This is a genomic window from Bradyrhizobium sp. 172 (assembly GCF_023101065.1).
Lineage (GTDB): Bacteria > Pseudomonadota > Alphaproteobacteria > Rhizobiales > Xanthobacteraceae > Bradyrhizobium > Bradyrhizobium canariense_D.
The window spans coordinates 585,789-603,594 of the sequence record NZ_CP064701.1 but is presented as its reverse complement, the minus strand read 5'-3'; the positions used below and the strand labels follow the sequence as shown (position 1 = coordinate 603,594).

The 17,806-nt window shown below is 64.4% G+C and carries 16 protein-coding genes and 1 pseudogene; 9 read left to right on the top strand and 8 right to left on the bottom strand.

All coding sequences use genetic code 11. From position 1 onward, the window contains the following. The first annotated feature begins 197 nt into the window (after positions 1 to 197). The 4 genes and pseudogenes from IVB07_RS02720 (at position 198) to IVB07_RS02705 (ending at position 3,792) form a co-directional block, all read left to right on the top strand. Positions 198 to 1,856, top strand: a complete 1,659-nt coding sequence (locus IVB07_RS02720) for an FAD-binding dehydrogenase (protein WP_026232436.1) — start codon at positions 198 to 200, stop codon at positions 1,854 to 1,856. Beyond that, positions 1,857 to 2,776: pseudogene (locus IVB07_RS02715) on the top strand (PHB depolymerase family esterase). A 133-nt stretch (positions 2,777 to 2,909) separates the two neighbouring features. Next, positions 2,910 to 3,260, top strand: coding sequence for a RidA family protein (locus tag IVB07_RS02710; RefSeq protein WP_007599359.1), 351 nt, complete (start codon positions 2,910 to 2,912; stop codon positions 3,258 to 3,260). A gap of 166 nt (positions 3,261 to 3,426) precedes the next feature. After that, positions 3,427 to 3,792, top strand: a complete 366-nt coding sequence (locus IVB07_RS02705) for a nuclear transport factor 2 family protein (RefSeq protein WP_018452997.1) — start codon at positions 3,427 to 3,429, stop codon at positions 3,790 to 3,792. Positions 3,793 to 3,864: 72 nt separating this feature from the next. On the opposite strand, the gene IVB07_RS02700 is transcribed toward IVB07_RS02705, so the two are convergent. Both IVB07_RS02700 and IVB07_RS02695 read right to left on the bottom strand, forming a co-directional pair. Then, entirely contained in the window at positions 3,865 to 4,785 is a 921-nt protein-coding gene (locus IVB07_RS02700) for an amino acid ABC transporter substrate-binding protein (protein WP_026232434.1), read from the bottom strand. Between the two features lie 12 nt (positions 4,786 to 4,797). After that, positions 4,798 to 6,093: a dicarboxylate/amino acid:cation symporter gene (locus IVB07_RS02695; RefSeq protein WP_027569994.1), complete on the bottom strand. Its 1,296-nt coding sequence runs from the start codon at positions 6,091 to 6,093 to the stop codon at positions 4,798 to 4,800. A gap of 207 nt (positions 6,094 to 6,300) precedes the next feature. Between IVB07_RS02695 and IVB07_RS02690 the strand changes: the two genes are divergently transcribed. The 4 genes from IVB07_RS02690 to IVB07_RS02675 all read left to right on the top strand — a co-directional run bounded on the left by IVB07_RS02690 (position 6,301) and on the right by IVB07_RS02675 (position 11,301). Continuing rightward, positions 6,301 to 7,302 carry an NADP-dependent oxidoreductase gene (locus tag IVB07_RS02690; RefSeq protein WP_018452994.1) on the top strand — a complete coding sequence of 334 codons (1,002 nt, stop codon included), beginning with the start codon at positions 6,301 to 6,303 and terminating at the stop codon, positions 7,300 to 7,302. Between the two features lie 151 nt (positions 7,303 to 7,453). After that, positions 7,454 to 8,284, top strand: a complete 831-nt coding sequence (locus IVB07_RS02685; RefSeq protein WP_247299211.1) for a cysteine rich repeat-containing protein — start codon at positions 7,454 to 7,456, stop codon at positions 8,282 to 8,284. 267 nt (positions 8,285 to 8,551) lie between these two features. Continuing rightward, complete coding sequence (locus IVB07_RS02680) at positions 8,552 to 9,691, top strand: FAD-dependent monooxygenase (protein WP_018452992.1); 1,140 nt, start codon at positions 8,552 to 8,554, stop codon at positions 9,689 to 9,691. Continuing rightward, positions 9,688 to 11,301 (top strand): benzoate-CoA ligase family protein, encoded by a 1,614-nt coding sequence (locus IVB07_RS02675; RefSeq protein ID WP_247767486.1) that lies wholly within the window; start codon positions 9,688 to 9,690, stop codon positions 11,299 to 11,301. Before IVB07_RS02680 ends, IVB07_RS02675 begins: the two co-directional genes overlap by 4 nt. A gap of 45 nt (positions 11,302 to 11,346) precedes the next feature. On the opposite strand, the gene IVB07_RS02670 is transcribed toward IVB07_RS02675, so the two are convergent. Then, entirely contained in the window at positions 11,347 to 11,859 is a 513-nt protein-coding gene (locus IVB07_RS02670) for a MarR family transcriptional regulator (protein WP_018452990.1), read from the bottom strand. Next, on the bottom strand, positions 11,849 to 12,481 hold the full coding sequence (gene maiA, locus IVB07_RS02665) for a maleylacetoacetate isomerase (RefSeq protein ID WP_018452989.1): 633 nt from the start codon (positions 12,479 to 12,481) through the stop codon (positions 11,849 to 11,851). The genes IVB07_RS02670 and maiA overlap by 11 nt, the downstream gene beginning before the upstream one ends. A gap of 90 nt (positions 12,482 to 12,571) precedes the next feature. Here maiA and gtdA point away from each other — a divergent pair, with 90 nt between their 5' ends. Beyond that, positions 12,572 to 13,612, top strand: a complete 1,041-nt coding sequence (gene gtdA, locus IVB07_RS02660) for a gentisate 1,2-dioxygenase (RefSeq protein ID WP_018452988.1) — start codon at positions 12,572 to 12,574, stop codon at positions 13,610 to 13,612. A 108-nt stretch (positions 13,613 to 13,720) separates the two neighbouring features. Here the strand turns inward: gtdA and IVB07_RS02655 are convergent, their stop codons facing one another. Genes IVB07_RS02655 through IVB07_RS02640 form a run of 4 tightly spaced genes read right to left on the bottom strand, consistent with a single transcriptional unit; the run spans position 13,721 to position 17,731 of the window. Continuing rightward, positions 13,721 to 14,545 carry an ABC transporter permease gene (locus IVB07_RS02655; RefSeq protein ID WP_018452987.1) on the bottom strand — a complete coding sequence of 275 codons (825 nt, stop codon included), beginning with the start codon at positions 14,543 to 14,545 and terminating at the stop codon, positions 13,721 to 13,723. After that, complete coding sequence (locus tag IVB07_RS02650) at positions 14,538 to 15,311, bottom strand: ABC transporter ATP-binding protein (RefSeq protein ID WP_247299209.1); 774 nt, start codon at positions 15,309 to 15,311, stop codon at positions 14,538 to 14,540. Before IVB07_RS02650 ends, IVB07_RS02655 begins: the two co-directional genes overlap by 8 nt. Positions 15,312 to 15,327: 16 nt before the next feature. Then, on the bottom strand, positions 15,328 to 16,332 hold the full coding sequence (locus IVB07_RS02645) for an ABC transporter substrate-binding protein (protein ID WP_018452985.1): 1,005 nt from the start codon (positions 16,330 to 16,332) through the stop codon (positions 15,328 to 15,330). Positions 16,333 to 16,366: 34 nt separating this feature from the next. Beyond that, positions 16,367 to 17,731: an FAD-dependent oxidoreductase gene (locus IVB07_RS02640; protein WP_018452984.1), complete on the bottom strand. Its 1,365-nt coding sequence runs from the start codon at positions 17,729 to 17,731 to the stop codon at positions 16,367 to 16,369. Positions 17,732 to 17,806 lie beyond the last annotated feature (75 nt).

Below are 17,806 nucleotides of genomic sequence, written 5' to 3'. Positions count from 1 at the left end.
GCTCAAAACAAATTCAAATCCAGTGTTGCGCCGGCGCTGCACTCAGCCGGTCTTTTTCCCGAAGTGGAACAAGTTAACGATGTCTTACGCGCCGTCCTCTTGATCTCAGTTGCAACCGCCGGCTTCAATCCGGGCAACTACAGGGAGGAACCTGTGGAGGGCGAAACACATGGAGGGGGAAACATATGGCCGAACAGATGGCTGAAGAGACTGACGTCATCGTTGTCGGCGCAGGACTGTCGGGCCTGGTGGCCGCAACCGAGATCGCGGACGCCGGCAAGCGCGTAATCGTGGTCGACCAGGAGGGCGAGCAGTCGCTCGGCGGCCAGGCGTTCTGGTCGTTCGGCGGATTATTCCTGGTCGATTCGCCGGAGCAGCGCCGGCTCGGCATCAAGGACTCCTTCGACCTCGCGATGCAGGACTGGCTCGGCACCGCCGGCTTCGACCGCGACGAGGATTTCTGGCCGCGGCAATGGGCCGACGCCTATGTGGCGTTCGCGGCCGGCGAGAAGCGTGCATGGCTGCGAGCGATGGGCCATCGCATTTTCCCCGTGGTCGGATGGGCCGAGCGCGGTGGTTATGACGCGATGGGCCACGGCAATTCGGTGCCGCGCTTTCATGTCACCTGGGGCACCGGGCCCGGCATCGTCGAGCCGTTCGAGCGCCGGGCGCGCGAGGCGGTCAGAAGCGGCCGGCTGAGCTTTCGGTTCCGCCATCGCGTCGATGCGCTCTCGATCACCAACGGTACGGTGGATGGCGTCGGCGGCGCCATTCTCGCCCCCGACAATGTCGAGCGCGGCAAGAGTTCGTCGCGCAATGTTGTCGGCGAGTTTGCGTTGAAGGCCCAAGCCGTGATCGTGGCGTCCGGCGGCATCGGCGGCAATCACGAGCTGGTGCGGCAGAACTGGCCGAAGCGACTCGGCGCGCCGCCGAAATTCATGATCTCCGGCGTGCCCGAGCATGTCGACGGCCGCATGATCGGCATCACCGAGAAAGCAGGCGCGCGGCTGATCAACCGCGACCGCATGTGGCATTATGTCGAAGGCATCCAGAACTGGTCACCGATCTGGCCGCGCCACGGCATCCGCATCCTGCCCGGCCCCTCCTCGATGTGGTTCGACGCCACCGGCACGCGCCTGCCGGCGCCGTTGTTTCCCGGCTCCGACACGCTCGGCCAGCTCCAATACATCATGTCCACCGGCTACGATTATTCCTGGTTCATCCTGACCCAGAGCATCATCAAGAAGGAGTTTGCGCTGTCGGGCTCGGAGCAGAATCCCGACCTCACCGGCAAGAGCTGGCGTATGACCATCAAGCGCGCCACCAACAAGGGCGCGCCGGCGCCGGTGGAAGCGTTCAAAAGCCATGGTGTCGACTTCATCGTGCGCGACAAGATCGAGGATCTCGTTGCGGCCATGAACAAGCTGGCCGGCAGCGACCTCCTCAAGCTCGAGCACATCAGGATGCAGATCGAGGCGCGCGACCGAGAGATCGCCAACCCTTACGTCAAGGATGCGCAGGTGATGAACATTCACAATGCGCGGCGCTATATCGGCGACAGACTGATCCGCACCGCCTCCCCTCACCGCATCCTCGATCCCGCGCAAGGGCCGCTGATCGCGGTCAAGCTCAACATCCTCACCCGCAAGACGCTCGGCGGTTTCGAGACCGACCTCTCTTCGCGCGTGTTCGGCGAGGAGGGCAGCGTCATCCCCGGCCTCTATGCAGCCGGCGAAGCCGCCGGCTTCGGCGGCGGCGGCGTGCACGGCTATCGTTCGCTGGAAGGCACGTTCCTCGGCGGCTGCCTGTTCTCGGGCCGCAATGCGGGCCGGGCCGCGGCGAAGGCCGTGGGCTAGATGATGCGGCCGCGGCTGCGCATCGGGCGTTTGTTGCGGCATTAGCCGCTGCCTCGGCTGCGTCCGCGGATACGATCGATATTGACGGTGTGAAGCGGTCCTACACTGTGCAACTGCCGTCGAAGCGGCTCGTGCCGCTCGTCGTCGTGCTGCACGGCAAGACGCAGCGCGGAGCCGACATGATGACGCGGACAGCGTGGCCGCAGGTCGCAAAGCGCGAAGGGTTTGCGGTGGTCTTTCCTGATGGCCTCAACCACGCATGGGCCGATGCGAGGACCAAGGCGGGACCGGCGCTCCGTGGCCCGCCCGCGGGTACCGACGACGTCGCCTTCATCGCAAAGCTCGTCGAGAAGCTGGTGGCGAACGGCACCGCCGATCCTCGCCGCGTCTATGTCACCGGCATCTCCAATGGCGGCGCCATGGCAATGACGCTGGTCTGCGCCCGAGCCGATCTGTTTGCTGCCGGCGCGAGCGTGAGCATGAACCTCACTGATGAGACCGCTGTCACGTGCCATCCGTCGCGGCCGTTGCCGATGCTGCTGATGAACGGCACGGCCGATCCGCTGGTCCCCTACGAAGGCGGCCGCGGATCGAGCTATTATGCCGCAGACAGTTTTTGGTCCACCGACGAGACGCTTGCGTTCTGGCGCAAGCTCAACGGCTGCGAGACCGATAATGCCGACATGACCGATTTGCCCGACAGGGCGCCAGCAGACCAGTCCACGGTGACGCGGATCTCCTCGCGCTGTCCTGAAGGGCACGACGTCGTGCTTTATCGCATCAATCAAGGCGGTCATCGCATGCCCGGATTTTCTCCGGATGCCCGCTTCCCGAAGGTCGCCGCCAGCTTGCTCGGGTCGCAGAACGGCGACATCGACGCAGCCGAAACGATCTGGACGTTCTTCGGCCAGTTTCCCTGAAGTGCAACTCAGGCATCGCCGATGACGCATGCGTGCCTGGCAACGCATGCGTGCCCGGCAACGCATGCGTGCCTGGGGTGGCACAGGGCAAGCCGCTGCGCTAGACAGGGCCGCCATTCAAAGGAGACCCCCAATGAGCATTCAGCGTCTTGAAACCGGCCCGCGCATGAGCCAGGTCGTCGTGCACGGTAACACAGTCTATCTCGCCGGTGTCGTCGCCAACAACGCCGCCGGCGAAAGCGTGACGAAGCAGACCCAGGACATTCTGGCGACTATCGACAGCCATCTCGCCAAGGCCGGCACCGACAAGTCCAAACTTCTTTCGGCCACGATCTACATCACCGACATGAAGACGTTTGGCGAGATGAACGCGGTGTGGGACGCTTGGGTCTCGCCCGGCAACACGCCGGCACGCGCCACCGTCGAAGCCAAGCTCGCGGCGGCACAATACACCGTCGAAATCATGGTCACGGCGGCCAAGTAAGTTCGCGACAAACATTTGCGCGCGCTTGTCGGCGCATGATCCGATCGGGAAACCGCTTCACACTTTCCCGCATCATGCGCATGACCTCCGAGGTAATCGATCAGCGCGCGCAAACCTTCGATAATCATGTCAGCCGAACGACACGGCGCCATCGAAGGAGACGACAATGACCGATCCCATCACCATCGCTCGCCGCTACATCGATCTCTGGAACGAACGTGCAGCTGACCGCCGGCGCGAACTGCTGAGCCAGAACTGGACGGCGGATGCGAGCTATGTCGATCCCCTGATGAAGGGCGACGGCCATGACGGCGTCGATGCGCTGATCGCAGGCGTGCAGCAGCGCTTCCCCGATTTCAAATTCAAGCTGATCGGCGAGCCCAACGGCTACGGCGACCATGTCCGCTTCAGTTGGGGCCTTGGTCCTGACGGCATCGACAGCCCGATCAAGGGTACGGATTTCGCCGTGCTGAAGGACGGCCGTATCAGGAGCATCACGGGATTTCTGGACCAGGTGCCCGCCGGCACGTGAGCGCGCGCTGCTCGTTGCTGCGCCCTCTCCCCCGGTAAGGGAGAGGGCACACTTTCGTTCGTCGCACAGGCGCTAGTTATTCGCGCTCGCGGAATCGTCCATCGCCTTGAAGGCTTCCTCCAGCTGCAGCGAGATCGGCACGTTCAGCCGTTCGCCGGTCGGAAGCCGTGCGGTGAACCATTTGTTGTAGAGCGGAACGAGGTCGTGGTTGGAGCCGAGCTTGCGGAAAGTGCGATCGACCACCGCCGCCAGTTGCGGTTCGCCCTTGCGGAACATGATGCCGTAGGGGTCGTAGGACAGGTAATCGCCGGTGACGCGGAACTTGTCCTGTGCCTTGTGACGCACGATCAGGCTGGACAGCAGGATGTCGTCGGTCGCGAACGCATCGGCCTTGCCGTCGACGAGCATCTGGTATGACTGTTCGTGATCGGCACCGACAACGATGGTCAGTCCCAACGATGACTTCTTGTCGGCCGCCTGGATCGCCTGCTCGTTGGTGGTGCCCTTCGTCACCACGACGGTCTTGCCCTTCAGATCAGTCAGTGACTGGACGCTGGACGCCTTCGGCACCATCAGCTTGGTGCCGGCGACGAACATCAGCGGCGAGAAGGCGACGCGCTTGCCGCGCTCGGCATTGGCCGTGGTCGAGCCGCATTCCAGGTCGATCTTGTTCTGGAGCACGGCGTCGATGCGGTCATCGGAGGTGACCTTGACGTAGGCGATCTTCAGATTGGGATCGTCGACCTCGACGCCGATCTCCTCGACAATAGCCTCGCAAAGCTCGAGGCTGTAGCCGATCGGCCGGTTGGCCTGGTCGAGGAAGGAGAACGGCGGCGAGCTCTCGCGATAGCCGAGGCGCACGGTGTGCGCGGTCTTGATCGCCGACAGCGTCGGGCTAAGCCCTTCGCTGCCACCGGTCTGGGCGGAGGCACCCGTGGCCAGCAGGCACGCTGCCAGCAACAGGCCGCCCGATATCGCCATTGAAAGGCGCATGATGCACTCCGATCAATGGCCGGCCATCGCAGGCACTTCGCCGGGGATCATGTCCCCCGGCACGGCATCGCCAGGTTCAAGCTCGTGCTCGGGCCCGAGCTCGCCTTCCCACTTGGCCACGACCGAGGTCGCGAGCGTGTTGCCGATCACGTTGGTGGCGCTGCGGCCCATGTCGAGGAAGGTGTCGATGCCCATGATCATCAACAGCCCCGCCTCGGGGATGCCGAACTGCGAGAGCGTCGAGGCGATCACCACGAGGGAGGCGCGCGGCACGCCGGCCACGCCCTTCGAGGTGATCATCAGCGTTGCCAGCATCGCGAGCTGGGTGCCGAGCGGCATGTCGATGTGATAGCTCTGCGCGATGAAGACGCTCGCGAAGGTGCAGTACATCATCGTGCCGTCGAGATTGAAGGAATAGCCGAGCGGCAGCACGAAGCTCGATATCCGCGACGAGGCGCCGAACTTGTTCAACCCCTCCAGAGTTTTCGGATACGCCGCTTCCGAGCTCGCGGTGGAGAACGCGATCATCAGCGGTTCGCGGATCAGCTTCAGCAGATGGGCGTAGCGCGGCCCGATCACGATGAAGCCCACGACCACCAGGATGCCCCACAGGAGCGCGAGCGAGAGATAGAAGCCACCCATGAAGACGATGAGCTTCCAGAGCACTAGCAGGCCGTTCTTGGCAACCGTCGCGGTGATGGCGGCCCAGACCGCGAACGGCGCGAACAGCATCACATAGCCCGTCACCTTGAGCATGATGTGGCCGATGTCGTCGATCAGCGCCAGGATCGGCTTGGAGCGCTCGGGCATCGAGCCCATCGCCACCGAGAAGAACACGGCGAAGATCACGATCTGCAGGATCTCGTTCTGCGCCATCGCATCCGCGATCGAGGTCGGGATCAGATGGGTCAGGAATTTTTCGATCGAGAAGGCGGAAACCGGCAGGCCGGTCGACTGCGCCTTGTCAGGCAGCGTACCCGGGAAATTCGCGCCGGGCTGGAGCAGATTGACCATCACGAGGCCGAGCATCAGCGAGACGAAAGAGGCGCTGACGAACCAGCCCATGGTCTTGGCGAAGATGCGGCCGAGCTTGGAGCCCGAGCCCATATGAGCAATGCCGCCGACCAGGGTCGCAAATACCAGCGGCGCGATGATCATCTTGATCAGGCGCAGGAAAATCACGGCGATCAGGTTGATGGACGAGGCCCAGTCGCCCCGCGTGTCGGGCAGGAAATTGTAGATCGCCGCGCCCATGATGATGCCGAGCACCATCGCCACCAGAATGAATTGCGTAAACCTGTTCGACATTGAACACCCCCGCTACACCGACCGCTTCATGATGTCGCAGATATGACGACTGCGCAACACGCTTGGCGTGCGATCGTCGGGCGGATGTTCCCGTTGCGAAACTGGCGCCCGCGATCTAGCCTTCATGCAGCGCACAACGAAAGCGGCTTGCACGTTTTTCTTGCGGCCGCTGCATCAATAATCGTCAAACGACCGAGGGGAAACATCATGAGCGGCAGCATCAATCGTCAGATTCTTTTGGTGGAAAAGCCCAGCGGCAAGCTCGGTCCCGAGCACTTCAAGCTGGTCGAAGGTGCGGTGCCCGAGCCGAAGGACGGCGAGGCCTTGCTGCGCGTGCGTTACATCTCGCTCGACGCCGCCAACCGCGCCTGGATGCACGGCGCGACCTATCGTTCAGCGGTGGAGGCCAACAGCGTGATGGCCGGCGGCGCCATCGCCGAGGTCATCAGCTCGAAGGCGCCGGAGCTTGCGCCGGGCGACATCGTGTTCGGCGACACCGGCTGGCAGGAGTTGGCGACAGTGCCCGCCAAGCATCTCACCAAGATGCCGAAGCTCGAGCCGATGACGCATCTGCTCAGCGTGTTCGGCATTGCCGGCCTCACCGCCTATTTCGGCCTGCTGGAGATCGGCAAGCCCAGAGAGGGCGAGACGGTCGTGGTCTCCGCGGCCGCGGGCTCGGTCGGCTCGATCGTCGGGCAAATCGCGAAGATCAAGGGATGCCGGGTCATCGGCATCGCCGGCGGCGCCGACAAGTGCAGCTGGCTGACCTCCGAACTCGGCTTCGATGCCGCCGTCGACTACAAGGACGGCGCGGTGTTCAAGGCGTTGCGCGCGGCGGCTCCGAAGGGCATCGATGTCTATTTCGACAATGTCGGCGGCGACATTCTCGAAGCCTGCCTGCCGCAGATGAACAATTACGGCCGCATCGCCTGCTGCGGTGCGATCTCGCAATATGACGGCGCGCCCTCGGCACACGGCCCGCGCGGCGTGCCCGGCCTGATCGTGGTGAAGCGGCTCGTCATGCAAGGCTTCATCGTGATGGACTACATGAAAGAGAGTCAGCGAGCGCTCGCCGACCTCCAGGCCTGGGTCACATCCGGCAAGCTGAAGGTGCAGGAGGACATCATCGACGGCCTCGAGAACACGCCGAAGGCGCTGGTCGGATTGCTGGCGGGCGAGAACCGCGGCAAGCGGATGATCAAGCTCTGACGACGTAGTTACGTCGCAATTGCAAAGCCAATATCTACTTGCGGTAGAGGTCGCGGCGGCCAATGATGTCGCGCGCGGCATCACCCGCGACGATTGTTTGCATCACATTTGAAAAAATTGTCGGCGTTGCCGACAGGGCAGGAATACTCGGATGTTCAACACGTTGAAACATGCGTCGGCACGCGGGGCGTTGCTGGCGGCGGCTCTCTTCGCAACTGCAGCAGGCGCATTCGCACAAGCGCCGACCGAGGCGCAAAAGAGCGCGATCCGCTCCGCATGCCGCTCGGATTTCATGGCGCACTGCGCGAGCGTCACGCCCGGCGGCGTGGAAGCCTATCAATGCCTGCAGAAGAACATGTCCAGCCTGTCCTCGGGATGCCAAACCGCGGTCCGCGCCGTCGAGCCTGCTGCGGCGCCGAAGACCGAGGCTGCACCCAAAGAGGCTCCACCCAAGGCGGAGGCCGCGCCTGCCGCGCCGAAGGCTGAAACCGCCCCCGCCGCAAAGCCGGCATCTGGAGCAGCGCCGAAGGACGCGGCAGCCAAACAGCCGAGCAGCGCGCAGGTCGCTGCCGTCAAGAGCGCGTGCCGCGCCGATTATCCCAAGGTGTGCGCCAGCGTGCCGCCAGGCGGCGCGCCTGCGCTCGAATGCCTCGAGAAGAACAAGGCAAAGGTTTCGCCGGCCTGCGAGAAGGCCGTGAGCGCCGCGGCCGGCGGCGGTGGCACGGCAGCAACGGCGGCACCTCCGGGCGCGGCTCCCGCGGCGGCGGCAGCACCGGCAGCCGCGCCCGCCGTGATCGCGTTGCGCCCGCTGCGGCCGCGCGAAGAGCTGTTCATCGTCCGCTCCGCCTGCGGTGCCGACATCCGCACGCTGTGCGCCGGCGTAGCGCCTGGCGGCGGCCGCATCGTGCAGTGCATCGCCAGCAACGCCGCGTCGCTGTCACCTGCCTGCAAGGACGTGCTGGCGCCGTTCGCGGCACGCTAGAGAAGCGTGCCATCCGGCGGTCCGCTGCACCACCGTGCTCGTGGGCGGCGTACGGGTGAAGCGCTGCGTCTGACGGGGCGGATGGCCAAGCCGCCACGGTTTGGCTATGCTTCGCAAGGTCACTGCTTCGGACACGCGCCAAACGCGCGTCCGGACGTGAGCTGTGGTGTGCCGCGCGGCTTGCCGATAATTCCGCTGGCGCGGGTGGCCGGAGCACATTAGTCTACCCCTAGATAGTAAGTATACTGTCAATTAGGGAGGCAGACGTTGCGGATCGCCGTGATTGGCGGGGGGCCCGGTGGGCTCTACTTCGCCTATCTCTGGAAGAAGCGTCACCCCGAGGATCAAGTCGACCTGTTCGAACAGAACCCGGCCGACGCGACCTGGGGCTTTGGCGTGGTGTTTTCTGATCAGGCCCTGGAATTCCTGCGCGCCGACGACCCCGAGACGGTCGACGCGATCTCGCCGCACATGGAGAGCTGGGAGAACATCACGCTGAACCTGAGCGGCGACAGCGTGGCCATCGACGGCGTCGGCTTCTCCTCGATCGGCCGGCTCGAGCTCTTGCGATTCCTGCAGCAGCGCGCGATCAATGCCGGCGTCACCCCGCGCTTCGACACGCCGATTCATGCGATCGATCAGCTCAACGGGCACGATCTGATCGTCGCTGCCGACGGGCTGAACTCGCTGGTACGCCGCGCCTTCGAGGGCGATTTCGGCACCTCGCTGTCCTACTCCTCGAACAAGTTCGTCTGGTACGGCACCTCGAAGCGCTTCGAGACGCTGTCGCAGACCTTCGTCAAGACCGACCGCGGTGCCTTCAACGCCCATCACTACCGCTACTCGCCGACCATGAGCACCTTCCTGGTCGAATGCGACCATGCGACGTGGCAGGCCTACGGTTTCGCCTACAAGGACGTGGAGCAGTCCAAAGGTGTCTGCGAGGAGGTGTTCGCCGACACGCTCGGCGGCCGCTCGCTGGTTTCCAACAAATCGGTCTGGCGCAACTTCCCCTGGGTCTGGAACGAGCACTGGTCGTTCAAGAACATGGTGCTGCTCGGTGACGCCCTGCACTCGGCGCATTTTTCGATCGGCTCCGGCACGCGGCTCGCGATCGAGGACGCCATTGCACTGGTCAAGGCGCTGGAATCGGACGCCCATCTCTCGACCGCCCTGCATCGCTACCAGGCCGCGCGAAAGCCGGTGGTGCAGAAGCTCGTCAATGCCGCGCGGACCAGCGCTTTCTGGTACGAGCACTTTGCTCAGCACATGCAGCAGGGCCTGATGGACTTTGCCTATAGCTACATCACCCGCTCCGGCCGCATCGACGACTCCCGCCTGCGCGCGATGTCGCCGGGCTTCATGGCGCGCTACGAAGCCGCCAAGAACGGTGGGGACGAGGCATGAGCCGGCAGATTCACGACCAGGTGCCCGCCGACTGCGCGGGCGCGCGCGCGATCGGCTTTTCCGTTCCGCAGGTCTACAATGCCAGCCGCGTGCTGTTCGACAATGTCGGCAAAGGCCACGGTGACAAGCTCGCGCTCATCGGCCCCGCGAGCACGCGCACCTACGCGGAGCTCTGCGCGGAAGCCGGGCGCTGGGGCAACGGCTTTGCCTCGCTTGGCCTCAAGCGCGGCGATCGCGTGCTGTTGTTCCTCGATGACACTCCGGCCTACCCGGCCGCGTTCTTCGGCGCGGTGCGCGCCGGCTTCGTGCCATTGCTGATCAACACGCTGACACCGCCGGATCTGCTGCAATTCTATCTCGCCGATTCCGGCGCGACTGTTGCGGTGGCGGACGCCGAGTTCTGTGCACGTTTCAACGCCGAGGCCTGCAAGGACACGGCCCTGCATACCCTGGTCGTCGTCAATGGCCCGGCGAGCGATCACGCCGCGCCGAACGCCGTTTCCGCCGCCGGCTGGCTCCCCCAGTTTCCGACTGAGCTCGCGGAAGCCGACACGCATCGCAACGAGATGGCGTTCTGGATGTATTCGTCCGGATCGACCGGCCGCCCCAAGGGCATCGTGCATCTCCAGCACGACATGGCCTATAGCGAAGTCGCCTTTGCGCAGAACGTCTTGAAGCTGACGCCGGATGACATCTGCTTCTCGGTGCCAAAAATCTTCTTCGCCTATGGCTTCGGCAACGCGATCACCTTCCCGTTCTCGGCGGGCGCGACGACACTGCTGTTGCCCGGCCAGCCGAAGCCCGTGGCAATCTTTTCGGCGATCGAGCAGTACAGGCCGACGGTCTTCTTCGGCCTGCCGACGCTTTATACATCGCTGACCAAGGCCGAGGGTGCGAACAAGACCGACTTCTCCTCACTGCGCATGGCGCTCTCGGCCGCCGAGGTGCTCTCGGCCGACGTCTTCAACGGCTGGAAGACGCTCACCGGTCTCGAGATCGTGGAAGGCCTCGGCTCGACCGAGGTGCTGCACATCTATCTCTCCAACCGCCCCGAGCGGAAGAAGCTCGGCGCCGCCGGCCTGCGCGTGCCCGGCTACGAGGTCGCGCTGCGCGACAAGGACGGCCGCGATGTCGCCGACGACGAGGAAGGCATCTTGTGGGTGCGCGGCGATTCCAACACGCCGCTGTACTGGAACCGGCCGGACAAATCCGCCGAGACCATCCGCGAAGGCGGCTGGATCTACACCGGCGACCGCTTCGTCCGCGATGGCGATGGCTTTCACTTCTTCCGCGGCCGCGCCGACGATCTCATCAAGATCTCCGGCCAATGGGTCTACCCGCTCGAGGTTGAGCTTTGCCTCGCCGACCACCCGGACATCCGCGAATGCGCGGTGTTCGCCGCCGAGCTGCCGGACCGGCGCATGACGCTTAAGGCAGTGGTGGTGATGAACACCCGCGCGGCGGATCAAAGCGAAACGACCCGGCGGCTGCAGGATTACGTGAAGGGCAAACTGCTTCCTTACAAATATCCGCGCGAGGTGATCTTCATCGACGAGCTGCCGAAGACCGGCACGGGGAAGATCGACCGGCAGGCGTTGCTGAGGATGTGAGCCACCGCTGCCATCGCCCGCGAAGGCGGGCGATGACAACCAGGATTAAGGTGCCTTCCCCAGATGCTCCATCGCGTCCTCCGCCCGGAGCGGCACCCGCGACGCCTCGTTGTTGAGATCGACGAGCTGCGCCAGGAGCCCCATAAGCGCCTTGCGGTCCGCTGGCTTGAGCGGCTCGAGCATCCGCGCCTGGGCGCGTTCGACGGCGGGAATGATGTCGCGCAGGATCGCCGCGCCTGATTTGGTCAAATAGAGCAGCTTGATCCGCTTGTCTTCCGGCGCCGGCCTGCGCTCGACGAAATCCTTGGCCTGAAGCCGCTCGATCACGCTGCCGAGCGTGGAGCGATCGAAGGCGATCACCGCGGACAGCCGCGTCGCGTCGATGCCGGGGTGGGTGTGGATCGCGATCAGCGCCGCGTATTGCACCGGCGTGAGGTCGAACGCCTTGCACTCCTCCATGAAGATCGAGACCGCGATCTGCTGCATGCGCCGGAACAGATAGCCCGGCGCCGCATAGACCGCGTCTATCGTGATTGGAGGGGCAGGCTTACTCGGCATCGGGCTGCTTCTCCGGCGCGGCGTTGACGAACGCCGGCAGGGCCTTGGCCGCAGCTTCCGCTTCAAGCAGGCGCGGATAGGCGGAGACGTCGACGCCGAAGCGGCGCGCATTGGCGAGCTGCGGCACAAGACAGAGATCGGCGAGCGTCGGCACATCCCCGAAGCAGAACGGGCCCGGCTCGTTTCTGATCAGCGTCTCGCACGCCGCGAGCCCCTCGCGGTTGACCCAGGCCGCCCAGTCCTGAACCTTCTCCTCGGCAAGGCCGAGCTCGCGCAGCCGCGCCAGCACCTTCAAGTTCTGCACGGGGTGAGTGTCGCAGGCGATCGCCAGCGCGAACGCCCTCACCTTGGCGCGCTGCAACGCATCCCTCGGCAACAGGGGCGGGTTGGGATGGGTCTCGTCGAGCCATTCGATGATGGCGACCGATTGGGTCAGCACTGCGCCCGCATCGTTCTCCAGCGCCGGCACCAGGCCTTGCGGATTGATGGCGAGATAGGCTGGCGCACATTGCTCGCCCTTGCGAAGATGATGCGGCAGGTGCTCGGCACCGCGGCCTTTGAGGTTCAGCGCGATGCGTACCCGGTAGGCGGCGCTGGAGCGGAAATAGCCGTGCAGCTTCATCGGAACCCTCCCGTTTCGTTCTTGTTCGCACGTTGACGCTACCCAGATCGTAAGTATACTGTCAATCAACAAAGCGACGGGAGCCGCACCATGGAAGCCGTGACCAAGACGCCGGAACGCGAGGCGTTCTACAAGAAGATCGACGGCGAGAATCTCACCGCGCTCTGGACGGTCATGAGCGATTTGATCACGCCGGAGCCGAAGAGCGCCTGCCGGCCGCATCTGTGGAAGTTCGACATCATCCGCGACTACATGACCGAAGCCGGCAAGCTGATCACGGCGAAAGAGGCCGAGCGGCGCGTGCTGGTTCTGGAAAACCCCGGCCTGCGCGGACAGTCGAAAATCACCACGTCGCTCTATGCCGGCGTGCAGATGGTGGTGCCCGGCGACGTCGCGCCCGCGCACCGGCACAGCCAATCGGCACTGCGCTTCGTGCTCGAAGGCAAGGGCGCCCACACCGCCGTGGACGGCGAGCGCACCGCGATGGAGCCCGGCGACTTCATCATCACGCCGTCGATGACCTGGCACGATCATTCCAACGAGACCGACCAGCCGATGTTCTGGCTCGACGGTCTCGACATTCCGCTGGTGCAGTTCTTCGACTGCTCTTTCGCGGAAGGCTCCAACGAGGATCAGCAGAAGATTACAAGGCCGGCCGGCGACAGCTTTGCACGCTACGGCCACAATCTGCTGCCGGTCGACGTGAAGCGGAGCTCGAAGACTTCCCCGATCTTCAGCTATCCCTATGCCTACACGCGCGAGGCACTGGAGAAGGCTCGCGCGAGCCAGGAGTGGGATGCCTGTCACGGGCTGAAGCTGAAATTCAGCAACCCCGAGACCGGCGACTTCGCGATGCCGACCATCGGCACGTTCATCCAGCTGCTGCCGAAGGGCTTCAAGACCGCGCGCTATCGCGCGACGGACGCGACGGTGTTCTGTCCGATCGAGGGCCACGGCCGTACCCGCATCGGGGATGCGACGTTCGAATGGGGCCCGCGCGATTTGTTCGTGGTGCCGAGCTGGCAATGGGTCACGCACGAGGCTGATATGGATGCGGTGCTGTTCAGCTTCTCGGATCGCCCCGTGCAGCAGAAGCTGGATTTGTTCCGGGAGGATCGCGGGAATGCGTGAGGTACGCTGCTGGTAGCATCGTCATTGCGAGCGCAGCGAAGCAATCCAGAATCTTTCCGCGGCGACAGTCTGGATTGCTTCGCTGCGCTCGCAATGACGGAGTAAACCTCACCGCCAGTGCAACAGCCGCGTCTCCAGCCAGTTGATCACCCTCCCCACCATCAACCCAAACACCGACAAAATCACCACGCCCGCGAGCAGCTGATCCGTCTGCATCAAATTGCCAGCCTGCAGCACGAACGCGCCGATGCCGTACTGCGCGCCGATCATCTCGGCGCTGACGACGAGCAGCAGCGCCACCGACGAGGTGATACGGAAGCCGGCGAGGATCGCGGGCAGCGCGCCCGGCCAGACCACCTTGCGCACGATGGTGGCGAACGGCACGTTGAAGCTCTGCGCCATGCGGATGAGGTTGCGCGGCACCGCGTCGACGCCGCTATAGACCGAGATCGCGGTCGAGAAGAACACCCCGAGCGCAATGGTCGCGATCTTCGGCTCTTCACCGATGCCGAGCCAGAGGATCAACAGCGGCAGCAGCGCGATCTTCGGGATCGGGAACAGCGCCGAGATGAAGGTGATGCCGACGCTGCGCGCCAGACGCGACAGGCCGATGGCAAAGCCAACGGCGACACCGGCTGCCGTGCCGAGCAGCCAGCCGACACCGATGCGCAGGAGCGACGCGGAAAGGTGCTGCCACAGCGCACCCGAGATCGCGAGCTGGTAGATCGCCCGCGCGATCGCCGATGGCGGTGGCAGGAATAGCGGATTGACCAGGCCGGTGCTGCCGGCGGCCTGCCAGATCGCAATGACCAGCGCGAGCGCGATCCAGCCGCCGAAACGGCTGCTCGCCGGCACGAAGCCGGCGCCGCGAAAGCGGACGCGCCGGACCGCTTCATCCTTCGTCGATGTTCCCGCCGGAGCGCGATCAAGCATGCTGGACCTCGCGCTCGGCATCGATCGCCTCGTTGCGGATCAGCGACCAGATCTGGTTCTGAAGCGCGAGCAGCTTTTCACGGGCTGCAATGTCACCGCGCTCAGTGCGCGTCATCGGCACGCTCACGACCTCGCGAATACGGCCAGGGCGCCGCGACAGCACCACGATGCGGTCGGCAAGCCTCGCCGCCTCTTCGAGATTATGCGTGACATACACGGCGCCCATGCCGCCATCGGCGAGCAGCCGGACGAAATCCTCCATCAGCAGTTCGCGGGTCTGCGAATCCAACGCCGACAATGGCTCGTCCATCAGGAGAATGGCCGGCCTGACCGCGAGCGCGCGCGAAATGCCGACGCGCTGGCGCATGCCGCCGGAAAGCTGCTTTGGATAGGTTTTGCGAAAATCGGTCAGGCCGGTGCGGCGCAAGGCGTCCTCGACCAGCGCGCGGCGCTGCACGGCCGAGAGCTGGGTGTGCAGCAGCGGGAATTCGACGTTCTCCTCCACATTCGCCCAGGGCAGCAGCGCAAAGTCCTGGAACACGAAGGTGAGCGGATTGAGGCTGTCCGCCGGCGGCGATCCACGCAGCTCGGGCGCGCCGGAGGTCGGCAGCAACAGCCCGCCGAGGATCGACAGCAACGTGCTCTTGCCGCAGCCCGACGGCCCCACGATCGCCACCACCTCGCCCGCGCTGACGGTGAACGAGACGTTGTCGAGCACGGCGAGATCGCCGAAGCGATGGGTGATGTGGTTGGCGATCAGGTCCATGGACTGCGTTCTACTCTCAATCCGCCTTCACGAATTCCTTGGCGATGATCGCATTCGCGTCGAAGCCCTTGTCGGCAAAACCCTGCTCCTGGAGCCATTTGATCTGGTTGTCGACGTTCTTCACATCCAGCTTGCCGTCGGGATCGATATAGGCGCAGTTGCCGACCACCTGCTCGACCGGGAGGTTCGTATATTTGGCGATGATCTCCAGCAGCGGCTTTGTCTTGTCATTGATCGGCGCGACACCGTCCTTCATCGCGGCGAGGATGACGTCGTGATATTCGCGGTCGGCCTTTGCCAAGGCGCCGAGCAGCTTCGTCACCAGCACCTTGTTGGTCAGCGTCTTCGGCGAGGCGAACACCGCGCCCAATTGCCAGGGTGTCTCGTCGCCGACCCAGCCGAGAAACTTCGCACCACCGTCGTCCATCAGCTTTCGCGCGGTGGAGATCGGCAGCAGCGCTGCATCCACGGTCTCGCCCTTCAGCGCGGCCGCCGCATTCGACAGCGATTGCAGCGGCACAATCTTCACGTCGGCGAGCTTGAAACCGTATTTGTCGGCAAGCAGGCCGAGCGAATAGTGAAAGGAGGAGCCAACCTGCGTCATCGCCACGCGCTTGCCCGCGAGGTCCTTCGGCGTCTTCAGACCGCTCGCATAGGCGTTGTTGCTGGCGAAATAGCCGATCAGGGGATAACCAGCCTTCTCGCGGCTCATGCCGCCGATCACCTTGAGCACGCCCTTGCCGGCGAGATTGTAAAGACCTGCGGTGAAGGCGGTGACGCCGAAATCGATGTCGCCCGAGGTCGTCGCCACCGCGATCGGCTGCGCCGCGTCGAAGAATTTCAGCTCGACCTCGAGGCCGGCCTCGCGGAAATAGCCCTTGTCCTGCGCGATGAACACCGGCGCGGAGGAGGATAGCCTGAGCACGCCGATCCTGGCCTTCAGCGCGTCCTCGGCTCGGGCCGTGCCCATTGCTGTGATCGCCATCAGGCCAGCTAGCGCGAGCCGCACAATCCCGATCATTTCGTTTCCTCCGCCGTCGATATCTTGCAGTCGGTTACAGGCCTTCAGGCACGGGCTGGTCCCGTCCGATAAAGGCGCCCTGTTGTTTCAACGTTTCCTGCAGCTTTTCAACGGGGATGTCACGCGGGATCCGGTTTCCGGAGAGCGCCAGCGCTGCCGCGGAACCGGCCGCCTCCCCCATCACGAAACAGGCACCGGAGACCCGGGCCGCCGATTGGCCCTCATGGGTCATCGAGGCGCAGCGGCCGGCGACCAGCAGATTATCGACGCCTTCGGGCACCAGCATGCGGTAAGGCAGCTCGTTATAGCCGCGCGATTCCGGGATCGGCGGGAAGGTGAAGACGACGTCGCCGGGGACATGGGCCTCGATCGGCCAGCCATTGACCCCGATGGAATCCTCGAACGAAGCGCAGCCGAGCACGTCCTCGCCGCTGAGCTGATAGCCGCCCGTGATGCGGCGGGTTTCGCGGATGCCGAGCTGCGGCGGCAGGTCGACGATGTAGGATTTTTCAAAGCCCGGCACGGTGCGCAGGAATTCGAACGCAGCCAGCGCCTGCTTGCGGCCCTCGATCTCGCCGCGGGTGAGATCATCAGGCTCGATGCCGTTGATGGCATGGCCGTCCTCGCGCGCCACTTGCGTAAAATTCACCCGCCATTCGATGCCGGACTTCTGCGGCCGCACGATCGCGCTCTTGCGCGGGAATGTGTGGGTGCCGGCGGCGGTGGCCTGCTCCATCAATTGCGGAATGGTCCGCCAGGCTTCGCCTGCCCTCTCCGGGTCGATGTTGTTGAGACGGAGCATCATCGAGGGATACATCGGATGACCGTGCTCGTCGCCGAATTCGAACGGCGCGCCGGCCCAAACCGCGAGATCGCCGTCGCCGGAGCAATCGATGAAGATCTCCGATCGCACCGCCTGCCGGCCGGCCTTGGTCTCGACCATCAGCGCATCGATGCGGCTGTTAGCGCCCATCACCACACCGGCACCAAGCGCGTGGAAAAGGATGTGCACCTTGTGACTGGCGAGCAGTTGGTCGGCCGCGATCTTGTAGGCGGCGGTGTCGTAGGCCTGGGCGAAGACCTTGCCGAGAATCAGATGCGGCGCGTTGAGGCCGTTCAAGCGATCGATCCGCGCCAGCAACTCCGACGCCATGCCCTGCACCAGCCGGTGGGCCTCGCCGTGGACATTGCCGTGCAGGCCGCAGAAATTGGTGACGCCTGCGGCGGTGCCCATGCCGCCAAGGAAGCCGTACCGCTCGATCAGCAGCGTCTTCCGTCCCGCGCGTGCGCTTGAGGCCGCCGCCACGATGCCGGCCGGACCGCCGCCGAGGACGACGACTTCATATTCGCCGTAAAGCGGCACCTGGCGCGCCGGTTCTTCGATCGTCATGGCCTGCATGGCGCGTCCTGTCCCTGAAATCCTTTGCTTGGGCCGGACTATGAATTAACCCGGATCGAGCTACAATCCGCCAAA

Bases quoted from the DNA above. Each gene is read 5' to 3' on its own strand.
- IVB07_RS02720 (WP_026232436.1), top strand. From the start codon at position 198: ATGGCTGAAGAGACTGACGTCATCGTTGTCGGCGCAGGACTGTCGGGC.
- IVB07_RS02710 (WP_007599359.1), top strand. From the start codon at position 2,910: ATGAGCATTCAGCGTCTTGAAACCGGCCCGCGCATGAGCCAGGTCGTC.
- IVB07_RS02705 (WP_018452997.1), top strand. From the start codon at position 3,427: ATGACCGATCCCATCACCATCGCTCGCCGCTACATCGATCTCTGGAAC.
- IVB07_RS02700 (WP_026232434.1), bottom strand. From the start codon at position 4,785: ATGCGCCTTTCAATGGCGATATCGGGCGGCCTGTTGCTGGCAGCGTGC.
- IVB07_RS02695 (WP_027569994.1), bottom strand. From the start codon at position 6,093: ATGTCGAACAGGTTTACGCAATTCATTCTGGTGGCGATGGTGCTCGGC.
- IVB07_RS02690 (WP_018452994.1), top strand. From the start codon at position 6,301: ATGAGCGGCAGCATCAATCGTCAGATTCTTTTGGTGGAAAAGCCCAGC.
- IVB07_RS02685 (WP_247299211.1), top strand. From the start codon at position 7,454: ATGTTCAACACGTTGAAACATGCGTCGGCACGCGGGGCGTTGCTGGCG.
- IVB07_RS02675 (WP_247767486.1), top strand. From the start codon at position 9,688: ATGAGCCGGCAGATTCACGACCAGGTGCCCGCCGACTGCGCGGGCGCG.
- IVB07_RS02670 (WP_018452990.1), bottom strand. From the start codon at position 11,859: ATGCCGAGTAAGCCTGCCCCTCCAATCACGATAGACGCGGTCTATGCG.
- maiA (WP_018452989.1), bottom strand. From the start codon at position 12,481: ATGAAGCTGCACGGCTATTTCCGCTCCAGCGCCGCCTACCGGGTACGC.
- gtdA (WP_018452988.1), top strand. From the start codon at position 12,572: ATGGAAGCCGTGACCAAGACGCCGGAACGCGAGGCGTTCTACAAGAAG.
- IVB07_RS02655 (WP_018452987.1), bottom strand. From the start codon at position 14,545: ATGCTTGATCGCGCTCCGGCGGGAACATCGACGAAGGATGAAGCGGTC.
- IVB07_RS02650 (WP_247299209.1), bottom strand. From the start codon at position 15,311: ATGGACCTGATCGCCAACCACATCACCCATCGCTTCGGCGATCTCGCC.
- IVB07_RS02645 (WP_018452985.1), bottom strand. From the start codon at position 16,332: ATGATCGGGATTGTGCGGCTCGCGCTAGCTGGCCTGATGGCGATCACA.
- IVB07_RS02640 (WP_018452984.1), bottom strand. From the start codon at position 17,731: ATGCAGGCCATGACGATCGAAGAACCGGCGCGCCAGGTGCCGCTTTAC.